At 66.3% G+C, this 13,657-nt stretch carries 16 protein-coding genes and 1 pseudogene; 13 read left to right on the top strand and 4 right to left on the bottom strand.

Features of this window, described 5'->3' with window-relative positions; translation table 11 throughout:
• Positions 1–15: 15 nt before the first annotated feature.
• Positions 16–603 (bottom strand): RNA 2',3'-cyclic phosphodiesterase, encoded by a 588-nt coding sequence (gene thpR, locus AArcCO_RS01285; protein ID WP_259534561.1) that lies wholly within the window; start codon positions 601–603, stop codon positions 16–18.
• A gap of 75 nt (positions 604–678) precedes the next feature.
• On the opposite strand from thpR, the pseudogene AArcCO_RS01280 reads away from it, so the two are divergent.
• From AArcCO_RS01280 to rpiA, 5 genes and pseudogenes are all read left to right on the top strand, one after another.
• Positions 679–1,416 (top strand): annotated as a pseudogene (locus AArcCO_RS01280) (tetratricopeptide repeat protein); the annotation flags it as partial.
• Positions 1,417–1,466: 50 nt separating this feature from the next.
• Positions 1,467–1,766: a DUF424 domain-containing protein gene (locus AArcCO_RS01275; protein WP_259536502.1), complete on the top strand. Its 300-nt coding sequence runs from the start codon at positions 1,467–1,469 to the stop codon at positions 1,764–1,766.
• Between the two features lie 255 nt (positions 1,767–2,021).
• Positions 2,022–2,810, top strand: coding sequence for a DUF7537 family lipoprotein (locus tag AArcCO_RS01270; protein WP_259534559.1), 789 nt, complete (start codon positions 2,022–2,024; stop codon positions 2,808–2,810).
• A gap of 117 nt (positions 2,811–2,927) precedes the next feature.
• Complete coding sequence (locus AArcCO_RS01265; protein WP_259534558.1) at positions 2,928–4,205, top strand: aminotransferase class V-fold PLP-dependent enzyme; 1,278 nt, start codon at positions 2,928–2,930, stop codon at positions 4,203–4,205.
• Positions 4,202–4,924 carry a ribose-5-phosphate isomerase RpiA gene (rpiA, locus tag AArcCO_RS01260; RefSeq protein WP_259534557.1) on the top strand — a complete coding sequence of 241 codons (723 nt, stop codon included), beginning with the start codon at positions 4,202–4,204 and terminating at the stop codon, positions 4,922–4,924. The genes AArcCO_RS01265 and rpiA overlap by 4 nt, the downstream gene beginning before the upstream one ends.
• A 45-nt stretch (positions 4,925–4,969) precedes the next feature.
• Here rpiA and AArcCO_RS01255 read toward each other — a convergent pair whose 3' ends face one another.
• Positions 4,970–5,137, bottom strand: coding sequence for a DUF1931 family protein (locus AArcCO_RS01255; RefSeq protein WP_119817817.1), 168 nt, complete (start codon positions 5,135–5,137; stop codon positions 4,970–4,972).
• A 514-nt stretch (positions 5,138–5,651) separates the two neighbouring features.
• Here AArcCO_RS01255 and AArcCO_RS01250 point away from each other — a divergent pair.
• The 5 genes from AArcCO_RS01250 (at position 5,652) to AArcCO_RS01230 (ending at position 9,883) form a co-directional block, all read left to right on the top strand.
• Positions 5,652–5,918, top strand: a complete 267-nt coding sequence (locus tag AArcCO_RS01250; protein ID WP_259534556.1) for a GIY-YIG nuclease family protein — start codon at positions 5,652–5,654, stop codon at positions 5,916–5,918.
• Positions 5,919–5,940: 22 nt separating this feature from the next.
• Positions 5,941–7,389, top strand: a complete 1,449-nt coding sequence (locus AArcCO_RS01245) for a phosphohexomutase domain-containing protein (RefSeq protein WP_259534555.1) — start codon at positions 5,941–5,943, stop codon at positions 7,387–7,389.
• A 39-nt stretch (positions 7,390–7,428) separates the two neighbouring features.
• Positions 7,429–8,259: a lipoate--protein ligase family protein gene (locus AArcCO_RS01240; protein WP_259534554.1), complete on the top strand. Its 831-nt coding sequence runs from the start codon at positions 7,429–7,431 to the stop codon at positions 8,257–8,259.
• Between the two features lie 66 nt (positions 8,260–8,325).
• Positions 8,326–9,174: a deoxyribonuclease IV gene (locus tag AArcCO_RS01235; RefSeq protein ID WP_259534553.1), complete on the top strand. Its 849-nt coding sequence runs from the start codon at positions 8,326–8,328 to the stop codon at positions 9,172–9,174.
• The gene (locus tag AArcCO_RS01230) at positions 9,155–9,883 is read left to right on the top strand and encodes a DUF2103 domain-containing protein (protein ID WP_259534552.1); all 729 of its coding nucleotides are present in this window, start codon (positions 9,155–9,157) and stop codon (positions 9,881–9,883) included. Before AArcCO_RS01235 ends, AArcCO_RS01230 begins: the two co-directional genes overlap by 20 nt.
• A gap of 36 nt (positions 9,884–9,919) precedes the next feature.
• Here AArcCO_RS01230 and AArcCO_RS01225 read toward each other — a convergent pair whose 3' ends face one another.
• Positions 9,920–11,029, bottom strand: coding sequence for an aldo/keto reductase (locus AArcCO_RS01225; protein WP_259534551.1), 1,110 nt, complete (start codon positions 11,027–11,029; stop codon positions 9,920–9,922).
• A gap of 127 nt (positions 11,030–11,156) precedes the next feature.
• Between AArcCO_RS01225 and AArcCO_RS01220 the strand changes: the two genes are divergently transcribed.
• From AArcCO_RS01220 to AArcCO_RS01210, 3 genes are all read left to right on the top strand, one after another.
• Positions 11,157–12,017 (top strand): DUF8231 family protein, encoded by an 861-nt coding sequence (locus tag AArcCO_RS01220; RefSeq protein ID WP_259534550.1) that lies wholly within the window; start codon positions 11,157–11,159, stop codon positions 12,015–12,017.
• 43 nt (positions 12,018–12,060) lie between these two features.
• Complete coding sequence (locus tag AArcCO_RS01215; RefSeq protein ID WP_259534549.1) at positions 12,061–12,270, top strand: hypothetical protein; 210 nt, start codon at positions 12,061–12,063, stop codon at positions 12,268–12,270.
• Between the two features lie 95 nt (positions 12,271–12,365).
• The gene (locus tag AArcCO_RS01210; protein ID WP_345780871.1) at positions 12,366–12,539 is read left to right on the top strand and encodes a DUF5786 family protein; all 174 of its coding nucleotides are present in this window, start codon (positions 12,366–12,368) and stop codon (positions 12,537–12,539) included.
• Positions 12,540–12,569: 30 nt separating this feature from the next.
• Here AArcCO_RS01210 and AArcCO_RS01205 read toward each other — a convergent pair whose 3' ends face one another.
• Positions 12,570–13,502: a YkgJ family cysteine cluster protein gene (locus AArcCO_RS01205; protein ID WP_259534547.1), complete on the bottom strand. Its 933-nt coding sequence runs from the start codon at positions 13,500–13,502 to the stop codon at positions 12,570–12,572.
• Between the last annotated feature and the right edge of the window lie 155 nt (positions 13,503–13,657).

Genomic DNA, 13,657 nt, shown 5'->3' with positions numbered 1-13,657 from the left:
CCGAATCGGCCGTCGCTACGATAGTTCGAACCGTGTCACCGTGTCGTGCTCCGGTCCCTCGGGTGTGAGGGTGCTCTCCGTTAGACGAACGTCCTCGACTCGAAATCGGCCGATCGTCGGATCCGTCTCCCGGACGACCTCCTGGACAATCTCCTTTCCCCGGGCGTCGTCCATCCTGGCAAGCGTGACGTGTGGGGTGAACTCGTGATCATCGGGTTCGAATCCGAGTGCGGTCGTTTCTACCTCCAGCGCCTCGTGGAGCGCTGTCAGTTCCGCCTCGCCCCGCCGGAACCCCGCCCACACGACGCTTATGTACTCGATCGAGGGAAACACCCCGAGGCCACCGACCTCGGCTTCGAACGGTTCGACCGGTTCGACGGTACCGTCCTCGCGTTCGACGGCGGCGTTCGAGATCACCTCGTTTGCGGCCGTTTCCAGTTCGTCGATCCGGTCGGAGTCGACGTCACCGAGGAACTTCAGCGTGAGATGGGCCTGTTCCGGGTCGGTGAACCTGAGCCCCGCCGCGTCGCGTAGTCGGTCCTGTACGGCGGCGACCTCGTCGGCCAGTCGATCCGGCAGGTCGACGGCGAAGAAGAGTCTCATACGGTATTGTACGGCGGCGGGCACCTAAAAACACGTGACGCAACGCTTACCCGCGACCACCGCCAATCCCGTGGTATGACTGACGAGCGCGACGAGCGCGACGAACACGAGTTCTCCTCGGGACAGGGGTTCGACGAGGAGTACGAGGAGTTCACGCTCGACCCCCCGGAGCTCTCCGTCGATCCGTCGAAGGTCGACCCCGTCGACTCGCGGGTGCTTTCGGACATCCTCGACGAACGGAACCTGGCGAGCGACCAGGTGGACGCCGAAGAACTGCTCGACATCGGCCTCTCCTACATGGGGATCAACCGGTTCGAAGAGGCGACGGAAACCCTCGAACGGGCCGCACGGTTTGCCGACGACGAGGGAGTCAAACAGGAGGCGTGGGTGAACAAGGGGGCCGCCCACGCCCGTCTCGAGGAGTACGACGCCGCCGTCGGCGCCTACGAGGAGGCGCTGCGCATCGACGACGACTCCGAACACGCCGCCACCGCGGAGACGAACCTCGCGTACGCCCTCTGGGAGTGGGGACACACCGAGGAGGCGCTCGAACACGCCGAACGCGCAGTCGAGATCGATCCCCGGTTCGCGCAGGCGTGGTACAACCGCGGCTTTTTCCTCCTCGAACGGGGCCTGGCCGAGGACGCCGTCACGGCGTTCGACAACGCGATCCGACTCGGGATGCGCAACGCCGACGTCCTCGAGGAGAAGGCCAGGGCGCTCGAAGAGCAGGGCGAACACGAGGAGGCCGAAACCGTCCACGAACAGGCGCAGGAACTGCGCGAACAGGCGGAACGCGAGCTCGTCGAGGAGCACGGCCGCCGCGAGAGCTGATGACGGACGATCCCATCGAGGACGGAACCGTGCTGCTCCGCGAGCGGGAAACCCCGGAGGGGCTGCTCGTCTCCGTCTGTGATTCCGACTGTCTCGGCGAAACCTACGACAACGGCAAAGCGAGACTGGAAGTCGACCCCGACTTTTACGGGGGGGAGGCGGCCGTCGAAGCCGACGCCGACGCCGTCGTCGAGAGCCTCCACCGCGCACAGGTGGCGAACCTGGTGGGCACCGAGAGCGTCGGCGTGGCGATCGAGGCGGGGCTCGTCGACGAAGAGACGGTGCTCGAGTTCGAAGACACCAGACACGCCCAGTTGCTCTGGCTGTAGCGCCGCGATACACACGCAGCGCCTATGATTTCACATCCAGTCGACTCGAATTATAATTCGCTTAGCAGAGCTTATCCAGAGTTTATTGCTACATAACTACTTGTGGGCTTTCCGTAAGATGTGGAATGTTATCAACAATCAAACGACCGCCGGTCCGACCCGCCCGGACGGCCGACGAACAGCCCGATAGCGACGAAAAACGCTCGTGTCGGTCGGCGTATCGACCCCGAAACGCCGGGGTGACGGGGGAGTGAGATGGCGCGAGTTCCCGACTCGGAACCCCGGCGGTGGTTTCTCCACGCAGTGTGTGTCGCGAGCGTCGCGGGACTCGCGGGCTGTTCCGGCGACGAGCCCGATCCGGACGACGTGGTCGGCGAGGATCCCGCGGACGACCCTCCCGAGGACGATACGACGTCTGACGACGATTCCACCCCCGACGACTCCCCTGCGGAGGACGACGATCCGCAAGTGGAGATAGCCGCCGACATCGACCCCCACGTCAGCGAAACGTGGGTACGCCAGGAACAGCCGGACGGTAGAGTGGTCGTCAACGAGCTGTACACCGAGTGGGACACGGAGAACGATCGAGTGTACCGCCGTGTCGAAACCACCATGGAGAACGACGAGACGGTCGAGGTTCCGGTAATGGAGTATTACGTCGTCGGGGAGACCACCTATCAGCTCCGTCCGGACGGCTGCGTGAGTTTCGACGGACGGCTGATCAGGCGGGACGAACTCCGGGAAGCGAACGTGCGGCTCCCCGACGTCCGGGAGATCGAAACCGACGACGACGCCGAGTACCTCGGGCCGGACGTAGTGGACGGACGGGACGTCGACGTCTGGCGGTTCACTCCCGACGAAACGTTCGCACACGACGGAGAGATGACGGTGGCCGTCGAGGTGGCAACCGGCCACGTCCTGCTGATAGAGAGCTGGTACGAGACGGGGCACGGGGACAACCCGGTCGTGATCCGGTTCGAACAGCGGAACCACAGCTTCGGCGAGTCGTTCGAGATCGAACCGCCCGAAGAGTGCGAGAGCTGACACCCCGTCCCCTGTTCTCTCCGACAGCCGAAACGCACCCCTCGCCGGGCTCAGCGAGGCTACGCACCGTCGCCACGGACCGAAGAGAAATTACGCGTTCGCTCCTACGTTCCGACAATGGGAGCCCAAGAATCGTATCCAGTCGACGTCGAGGCGATCCGTGCCGACTTCCCGATCCTCGAGCGGAAGGTCGGCGGGGACGTCACGACGCCCGGTGAGAGTCCGGACGACACCGAACCGCTGGTGTACCTCGACAACGCGGCGACGAGTCACACCCCCGAGCCGGTCGTCGAGGCGATCACTGACTACTACCGAGGGTACAACTCCAACGTCCACCGCGGCATCCATCAGCTGAGCCAGGAGGCGTCAGTCGCCTACGAGGAAGCTCACGACCGCGTGGCGGAGTTCATCGGCGCTGAGGGACGCGAAGAGATCATCTTCACGAAGAACACGACTGAAGCGGAGAACCTGGTCGCGTACGCGTGGGGGCTCAACGAGCTCGGCCCGGGCGACAACGTGGTGCTCACCCAGATGGAGCACCACGCGTCGCTGGTCACCTGGCAGCAACTGTGCAAGAAGACCGGCGCCGAAGCGCGGTTCATCCGGGTCGACGAGGACGGCTACCTCGACATGGATCACGCCGCGGAGCTGATCGACGAGGACACCAAGATGGTGAGCGTCGTCCACGTCTCGAACACGCTCGGTACCGTCAATCCCGTCACGGAGCTGACTGAGATGGCTCACGAGGTGGGGGCGTACTCGTTCGTCGACGCGGCCCAGTCGGTGCCCAACCGGCCGGTCGACGTCGGCGAGATCGACGCCGACTTCCTGGCGTTTTCGGGCCACAAGATGCTCGGGCCGACCGGGATCGGCGTGCTGTACGGGAAACAGCACGTCTTAGATGAGATGGAGCCGTACCTCTACGGCGGCGAAATGATCCGGCGGGTCACCTACGAGGACGCAGAGTGGGAGGACCTCCCCTGGAAGTACGAAGCGGGTACCCCCGTCATCGAGCAGGGGATCGCCCTCGAGGCGGCGATCGACTACCTCGAGGACGTCGGCCTCGAGGCGATCCAGGCCCACGAGGAACTGCTCGCGGAGTACGCTTACGACCGCCTCACGGAGCGGGGCGACGTGGAGATCTACGGACCGCCGGGTGACGACCGGGGCGGGCTTGTGGCGTTCAACGTCGAGGGCGTCCACGCCCACGACCTCTCGAGCATCCTCAACGACCACGCGGTCGCGATCCGGGCGGGCGACCACTGCACGCAGCCGCTGCACGACACCCTCGGGATCGCCGCGTCCGCGCGAGCGTCGTTTTACCTGTACAACACCACAGCCGAGGTCGACAAACTGCTCGAGGCGGTCGACGCCGCGGCCGAACTGTTCGGATGAAACGAACGGACGGCACCGACGCGGCCAAACGCGCCGCCGGCGAGGCGGCCGCGGAGCTCGTCGAGGACGGGACGGTCGTCGGACTCGGCACCGGTTCGACGGCGGCGTTCGCGATCCGCGCGATCGGGCGCCGGGTCGACGCCGGACTCGACGTCCGTGGGGTGGCGACGTCGTTTGCGGCCCGGGAGCTCGCACGCGACTGCGGGATCCCGCTGGTGGAGCTTCCCGACGTCACCGGCGTCGAACAGGGTGAGGCGGCCGGTGGTTCCGGGATCGATCTCGCGATCGACGGCGCCGATCAGGTCGCCGACGGCGACCTCATAAAGGGCGGCGGCGCAGCCCACGCTCGTGAGAAACTCGTCGACGACGCTGCAGACCGGTTCGTCGTGGTCGTCGACCGGTCGAAAGTCGCCGACGCGCTCGCCGCGCCGGTTCCAGTGGAGGTGCTCCCGGACGCCCGGGGGACCGTCACCGACGCCGTGTTCGATCTCGGCGGCGAGGCGACGCTGCGGACGGCCGACCGGAAAGACGGCCCGGTCGTCACCGACAACGGGAACCTGGTTTTAGACTGCGAGTTCGGCCGGATTGACGATCCCGACGCGCTCTCCGCGCGGCTCTCGGCGCTCCCCGGCGTCGTCGAGCACGGGCTGTTCGTCGGAATCGCAGACGAGGTGTACGTCGGCGACGACGGCGGCGACGTCGACGTTCTCGGTCGATAGCCGTCGCTCGCCGGTCGAAAAAATCAAAAACGGAAATCGCCCGGATTACAGGTCGCGAGGCTGGACCGTCTTGCGGTCGTTCGCCTCGGCTCGGCGGGCGGCGTCTTCCAGCAGTTCCGCGACTTCCTCGTCGAGCGCGTCGTAGAAGTCCGAAGCAACGTTTTTGTCGTCCAGCGCCTCTTTGACTGCTGCTTTGACGATAAGATCTGCCATGCAGTCGAAGATATTGACGCGTACTTAATAAGACTTCCCAAATTCTGGCGCGAGCGGCCCCGTATCGCCCCGATTCGACTACTCGTTGCGCCTCGAGAGCGGTGTTTGTTTTACATTCGATAATCCAGGAACGAAAGTTCAACATAAAAAGTCCCCCTTAGCTATCGGGGTATTGACTATAGTAGAGTATATGACCCCCGAGAACGTAGGGTGTGATACAGCCTGTGAAGGAGGCCAAAGAGACAATGGCAACCTGCGATCACTGTGGTTCGCACGTATCCGAACAGTTCGCCCGCGTGTTCGCCGACGGACAAGGACAGCTCAACGCCTGTCCGGCCTGTTCGGCGAACGCGGGGATCGCCGAAGTGGCGCGACACCGCGCTCGTTCGCGAAACTGACCGATCCAGCTGACGGCCACACGTATCGAACGACGACTGCGCACCGCCCGACAGAAAACCGACGTGAACATCCGGAGCCGGACAACTCTTTGTTTCCGGCCCCGACGTCTCCGATAGTGCCGTACGTGTACGTCCTCGAGTGCGCCGACGGAACGCTATACACCGGCTACACGACCGACGTCGAGCGGCGGGTTGCAGAACACAACGCGGGCGAGGGCGCGAAGTACACTCGAGGCCGGACACCCGTTCGCCCGGTCTACGTCGAGGAACACGACACGCGGTCGGCGGCGATGTCCCGGGAACACGAGATCAAGTCGCTCTCGCGCCGGGAGAAACAGCGGCTGGTCGACGGGGACGGTGATCAGTCGCCGGACGGTTTTTGACCGCGGCCGCACATGCCGGCGTATGGACACCGAGCGGACAGACGCCGACGCGATTTCCTTTGGAACCGACGGCTGGCGGGCGCCTCTGGAGGAGTTCACCGACGGGCGGCTCCGGCTCGTCGCGCGAGCGATCGCCGACCATCTGCGGGCCGAACGAGAGGACGGTCCCGTGGCCGTCGGCTACGACGCCCGCGGGAGCTCGCCGGGGTTCGCCGAAACCGTCGCCGAGACGCTCGCGGACGAGGGGTTCGACGTCCTGCTGCCGGAGCGGGACGTCCCAACCCCCGTGATCGCCCACGCGGTCGTCGACCGCGGCTGTGCGGGCGCGGTCGTGATCACCGCCTCCCACAACCCCCCCGAGTACAACGGCGTGAAGTTCCTCCCCGGCGACGGCGCGCCGGCGCTTCCGGACGCCACCGACGACATCGAATCCAGACTGGGAGAATCCGACGGAACGGACGACCGACGCGAGAGCGGAGAGATCCGGCGGTTCGATCCGATCGAACCGCACCGACGCGCGGCCCGCCGGCTCGTGGACGCCGACATCGAGGGAGTCACCGTCGTGTACGATGCGATGCACGGCAGCGGTCGGGACGTCACCGACGGGCTGCTTTCCGCGGCAGGAGCGACGGTGATCCGCCGGCGGTGCTCGCAGGACCCCGACTTCGGCGGCGGCGCGCCGGATCCGGTCCCGGAACGGCTCGAGGGGCTGGTCGCCGCCGTCGGGGAGCACGGCGCCGATCTCGGAATCGCAAACGACGGGGACGCCGATCGGATCGCGATCGTCACACCCGAGGGCCACCTCGACGCCAATCGCTTCTTCGCGGCGACCTACGAGGCGCTGCTTTCGGAGGACCTTCTCGGTTCGCCAGTCGACGACGAGGGAGTCGTAACGCCCCCGACGTCGGGCGAACGCGGCGTCGTCCGAACCGTCTCGACGACGTTCCTGATCGATCGGATCGCCGAGGCCCACGGCGAGTTCGTCCGTGAGGTGCCGGTCGGGTTCAAGTGGGTCGCCGAGGCGATGGCCGACCGAGACGTGATCTTCGGCGGGGAAGAGTCGGGCGGGTTCAGCGTCCGGGGTCACGTCCGGGAGAAGGACGGCGTGTTGATGGCGCTGCTCGCGGCCGCGGTGACGGCGGCCGAGCCGTACGACGCCAGGGTCGATCGCCTGTTCGACCTCCACGGGGAGATCCACACCGCCCGGCGGAACGTCGACTGTCCGGACGACCGGAAGGCCGCCGTGGTCTCCAAACTGGAAGGTGTCGTCCCGGAGGCGATCGCGGGCGAGCCCGTCGATCGGGTGGTCACGCTCGACGGGTTCAAGCTCCTGCTCGCCGACGGCTCGTGGGTGCTCGTGCGCCCGTCGGGAACGGAGCCGAAGCTCAGGGTGTACGCGGAGGCAGACGCGGGCGATCGCGCCGACGAACTGGCTTCCGCCGGCGTGGAGCTCGTCGAGTCGCTACGGTGAGGACGCAACCGATTTCAGCCCCCGGACCCGCGTTCGGGTATGAACAACCCGGAGCTTTCACAGCTGGACTGGCGGCTCGTCTCCGAGGAGTCCCGCCCGGGACCGCTCCAGATGGCGCTCGACGAAACCGCCGCCGAAACGGCAGCCGCGGGCGGTCCCTGTACGGTCCGGGTGTACCGCTGGGAGCCGAGCTGTCTCTCTCTCGGCTACCACCAGGATCCCGACACCGTCGACTGGGAGTTCTGCCGACGAGAGGGAATCGACGTCACCCGGCGCCAGACGGGCGGCGGCGGCATCTACCACGACAGCTGGGGGGACATCTCCTACTCGATCGCGGTGCCAGCCGAGTCGGTTCCGGGAGACCTGTTGGACTGCTATCACTTGCTGTGTGAGCCGGTGCTGGCGGCGCTTTCGCGGATGGGCGTCGACGCCGGCTTCGCCGACGAGAAGCGTCCAGCGATCCACCAGCCGGCGTGTTACCTCCGCGAGTTACACCCCGCCCACGACGTCGTCGTCGACGGGCGGAAACTCTCGGGCAACGCCCAGTACCGCCGCCACGACGCCGTGATCCAGCACGGATCGATCACCTTCGAGTCGCTTCCGGGGCGCCACCTCGAGACGTTCGCAAACCCGGAGACGTCGGCGGCGACGTTCCGGGAACGGACCACCGACGTCGCGAGCGAGACCGACCGGTCGGACGGGATCGCCCGGCACGACGCCGTCGAAACACTCGAGGAGTGCCTGACCGAGTGGGTCGGCGCGACGACCGGTTCCTGGACCGACGACGAACTCGAACGGGCCCGAAAGCGGGTCGACGAAAAGTACGCCGCCGAGTCGTGGGTGCGCGAACGGGAAGCGCCCCGGGCGTGACCGTCACCGGCCACGGAGACTGCGGGGGATCGAAGTCCATTTGAGCGATACCCACCTGTTGTCTGTATGACTCTCAAAGTCGGAGCACACGTCTCCATCGCCGGCGGCGTCGACAACGCCGTCGAGAACCAGCTGGAGATCGGCGGTAACTGCGGTCAGATCTTCACTCACTCCCCGCAGGTGTGGCAAGACCCGAACATCGGCGACGAGGAGGCGACGGCGTTCCGGGACGGCACCGACGCGAACCTCGACGGGCCGTGGGTGATCCACAGTTCGTATCTGGTGAACCTGTGTACGCCGAAAGACGATCTCCGCGAGAAGTCGATCGACTCGATGCAGAAGGAACTCGACGCCGCAGCAACGTTGGACATCCCGTACGTCAACGTCCACCTCGGCGCCCACACCGGTGCCGGCGTCGAAGCCGGGCTCGACAACGCCGCGTCGGCGCTCGACGAACTGGAGGTCCCGAATGGCGTGACGATCCTCGTCGAATCCGACGCCGGCAGCGGGACGAAGCTCGGCGGCCAGTTCGAGCATCTTGCGGCGGTGCGCTCCCGGTCGAACCAGGATCTGGACGTCTGTCTGGACACCGCCCACGCGTTCGCGGCCGGATACGACCTCTCGACGCCCGACGCGGTCGAGGAGACGATCGCGGAGTTCGACGACGTGATCGGGCTGGAACACCTGCAGTGTGTCCACCTCAACGACTCGAAGCACGCCTGCGGGACCAACAAGGACGAACACGCCCACGTAGGCGAGGGGGAGATCGGCGAGGACGGCATGCGCGCGTTCGTCAACCATCCCGCCCTCGCGGACGTGCCGCTCGTGCTGGAGACGCCCACCGAAGACGGCAAGGGGTTCGAGTGGAACGTCTCCCGCGTCCGGGAGCTTCGCGATGGAGTGCAAGCGGTGTAGGACGTCCCTCGAAAAGCCGGGGGACTACTGTCTGGCCTGCGACACCGGAAACAGCGACGCCGTCGTCGTCGAGTTCGGATCCGAACGGGCAACGCTGTCGATGCTCGACGAGGAGACGATCGTCGGGCAGACGATCGTCACGACGACGCCCGAATCCGGCGGGGAGGTCGGGGTCGTCCAGTTGCGCAATTTCGCCGGGCGGGTCGCAGACGAGATCCGCCGCAAGCGTCCCGAGACGGTGTACGCAGCCGGACAGCGGGCTCCGCTTCGGGAGGCCCGCAAACAGCTCCGCTACGAGTTCTACCGCGTCCCCGACGACGATCCCGTCGAGTGGGTCCTCGACCGGCGCGGCGACCGGGCGCTCGAAGTCGTCGACGTCGCCCCCCGCGAGAAACTCGGAGGCAGACACTCGACGCTGATCGGCGGCCGCGACGGCCGACGGGCAGTGACGACGGTCGCGGAGCACCCACACGTAAAAAAGCTCATTCCCGGACCGATCGACGCCGGCGGCACCGGCTCCCGGACCGGGCTCCGGGCGAAGGCGACCCGTGCCGACGACAACGGCAACCTCCGGTTGCTGTTGCGCTCGGGATCGAGCGTCCAGGAGAACCGGATCGTCACGACCGCACCCGACCGCGAGACGGGCGAGCGGATCCGCGAGGACCTCAACGAGGCGCTCCGGGAGGCCGAACTGCAGGACGGAGGGTGACCGCCGCGTGACCGCCGTCCCCCATCCCGAGTCAGGTCACTCGAACGTCTCGTCGAACGCCCGCGCGCCGAGGGGATCGAACGTGCAGGCGGCGACGTTCTCCCGGACGTGTTCGGGTCGGGACATCCCAACCAGCGAGCAGGTCACGCCCGGGGCGGACCGCGCGAAGTTGATCGCCCGCTGGATCGGGCTGTCGCCCGCGAGCCGGGCGTCAACGTCGGGCGGGATGGCTCCCTCGGTGGTCAGTTCCCCCTGGCCGATACTCGCGCTCGTGAACGCGCCGAGCCCGGCCTCCCGGGCACACTCGAGTGCGCTTTTCTCCACCCCGTCGACGAGGTGAACCCGTTCGGTGAAGGCGTCGGCCATGTGGACGTTGAACGGGAGCTGGATCGCCGCCAGCCCGTGGCCGTCGAACCCGTGATCGGCGACACCGACGGCGTCGGCCGCCGACGCCGCCCGGGAGATGACCTCCGGAAGCGAGAGGTACCGCTCGTGTCCCTGCGGAACTCTAAACGCGTCCCAGGTTGCGACCCCGTAGCTGCCGACGTCGCCGGCGATCCGCCGACGCTCGAGCAGCCGGAACGCGGCCTCCAACTGATCGTACACGGCCGCCCGGGAGCGTGCCGCGAGCTGCGTTTCGGGATTGTGAACGTAGTGGAGATCGAGGTGATCCAGCCCGAGGTTGTCGAGCGAGCGGTCGATCATCGCGTCCAGAAACGATGGCACGATGCAGTGACTCCCCATGGCGAGGTCTTCCTGCGAGGCGAGCCCCGTCTCGACGAACTCCTGTCGGACGTACGCACCCGGATCGTCCGGTCGGCTCCCGTCGAACGGGACGAATCCCCCCTTCGTCGCGACGAGTACTTCCTCGCGATCGGCGTCGCTCTCGCGGATCGCCCGGCCCACCGCGTGTTCGCTGCGCTGACACCGGTAGTTGATCGCCGTGTCGACCACGTTGACGCCGTTTTCCAGCGCCGTGACGATCGCCTCTCGGTAGCTGTCGTCTACAGCGTCGGTGGGTTCGCCGAGATACGTCCCGATCCCGAGACTGGAGACGACGCCCGGGCCGAACTGGCGAAACCCCGTCCGCCCGAACGCGTCGCAAAACCGGTCGCGGTACCGCCAGGTTCCCTCCGTGGTGGCCATGAGGGTCGTACGGTCTCGACTGTGTTAAGCCGGCGGGCGACGGCGGCCGGGTCCCAGGGATACGTCGGCCCCCAGGGGAGCGTTCGCGGTAGTAACCGTTATACAAGATCTGTCCTATGCGTAACCCATGCAACGACGCACGGTAGCGATTTACGCGGCGTTTTTCCTCTTGATCGGGGTCGCGTCGTACTCGCTGATCGCGACGGCCGAGGATCCGGAAATACAGTTCGACGATCCGGACGTCGAGCTGGCGGAAGGCGACCAGTTCGAAATCGACGGACAGCTGTACACGGTGGCGACCCTCGATCGGTTAGAAGAGGAGGGCGACATGGGTGAAACTCGGATTACCTACGAGGCGACGATCGAGTGGACGGTGGTGGACGCACAACAGGAGGAGACGTGGGAGAACGGTACCGTGATCCCGCACGCAGACGGCGACTACGAGGTGCTCGTCGACGGCGACGATCCGGAGACGTTCACCCTGCGTGAGGTGATCGACAGGGAGACGATCCTCGCCGACGATCCGAGCGCCGACAACGAAACGGTCGAGCGAAACGGCGAGGAGTACGTCGTGATCGAAGCGGACGGGGAAACCGAGTTCGTCCCCGCAGACGAGTACTTCCCCGCGCCACAGGAGCGACAGTTCGCCGTGGGCGATGCGTTCGAGTACGGGAACCACACCGCGTCCGTCGAGGCGATCGACGAAATGGGCGTGACCGTGACGTGGTCGGAAGACGAGATGCGAACGACCACACTCACGCAGGGTGCGGAGACGACGTTCGGCGAGACGGAGTATCTCGCACACTTCATCGGGGAGGGGGACGACCTCCGGTTGCAGCTGACGACCGACTTCGAGAGCTACGAGGCACAGCTCGCCGGGATCGAACAGTACGAACAGAAGGTGACCGGGCTGTGGTACGTCACCACCCTCGCCGGGCTCATGGTGATCACGCTGCTCTCGTTCGCGTATCTCCCCTCGCGCTACTGATTCCGGCCGACAGATTCTTTCCCCGGACCGTCGTCTCTCCGGTATGACCGATTGGAAAGAGCGGATCCGTCAACTCGCGCCCCACTGGGCGATGATGTTCATTCTCATGATCGGCGTGCTCGCGGTGATCGAAGCGTTCGTGATGACACTTTCCTTCTGGCAGTCGCTCGTGGTCGTGTTCGTCATTGGCTTCGGCTACCCGCCGGTCGTTCGCCGGCTCGGCTACGCGCCGCCGGTCTGGCAGCGACAGTGAGGTGACGCGGTCTCGAACCGACCGGAACTCCTTCGGGGCGTGAATGTGTCCGACCGTTACATATAATACCCAACATTGCCAAGTGAAGGCATACTATGTCAATGGGTGCCTATGACGAGGACGAGCACGAGCGCCGCGAACGGAAGGCCACGACTGTCGATGCCGACTTCGACGACGAACGGACGGAGTACGACGGGACACTCACCTACGATTCGGGGGACTCTGCGGAGGAACTGCTCGATCAGTTCCGCGAGTTGCAGGGCAAGTGACGACGGGTTTTTCCGACCGATTCCGCACTGCTACTGATCACTCTGCCTCCATCCCGGGGTAGCGGGGGCACCGTATTTCCGGTCGAAGTCTAGCCACGATTCCGTCACCGGGGTTCCCGGTTCCTCGGCCCGTTCGGTCCACGCCGAGCGCGCGTCCCCGACCCAGAAGCCGTCCGACTCCACGCAGTCATCGGGTTCCCGCAGCGCCGTCTCGGCCTGCCGGACCCGGACGTCGTCGACTGCGAGCGTTCCGGGCGCCGATCCGGCCGCGACGCTCAAAAAGGGTGCCAGGTGTTCCCGCCGCGGATCGCCGGCGACGATCCGAGCGACCGTCCCGTCGAGCGCGTCCGGCTCGGGATGGGCGAACACGCTGCCGCCGAGCGCGCCGGGATCGAACGGGTTTGGCGCGTCGTCGGGGGGATCGTCGTCCAGTAGCCTGTCGCCGCCGAAGGCGTCCTCGACCCGTTCGCATTCGGTTTCCCGTCCGAGACGGAGGTTCGTCCCCGGATACGTCGAACACGTCTCCGGGTAGTGGTCGTCCCTGTGGATCCGACATTGCAGGGTTTCGGGATCCAGGAAGACGCAGGCGTCGAGCCACGTCCGGCCGGGCGCGTCGCGTCCGTCTCCGTTGGCGGTGTCGGCGTCGGTGCCGAACGGCGCGACGGGCTTTGGCGCCACGCGGAGGCCGACGAGGAACACTGGGCGCCCCCGTATCGCCGCCAGGTCGTGGCCGTCGACACACACCGCGTCGTCGCCGTCCTCCGGCTCGAACAGTCGAACCGTCAACGCGTCCCCGTATCCGGCCTCGATGAACCCTCTGACCTCCCGACCGCTCAGTTGCGGGAAGTTGTACCGATCGTCCAGCGGCTCTCGGCGCCCCCGACGTTCGTGATCGCTGCCGTCGGGGACCAGCGGACGCCAGTCCAGACAGCAGCCCGCACAGCCCTCGCAGTCGAGACGCACACAGAATGGTACACACTCGCACGACAAAAGCCGACCGGCGACCGCTACCGCCGAGAAGCGACCGTCCGCTGGCCAGGGACCTCTGCCGACCCGAACGCCTGGAAGGGACCTCCGCCGACCCGAAGGGAGCCCCTTTAGGGCTGTAGCGCGTAGGA

It is taken from the genome of Halalkaliarchaeum sp. AArc-CO (assembly GCF_024972735.1).
Lineage (GTDB): Archaea > Halobacteriota > Halobacteria > Halobacteriales > Haloferacaceae > Halalkaliarchaeum.
Note: the sequence above shows the minus strand (reverse complement) of the source record. Positions and strands in the feature narration are given on the sequence as shown.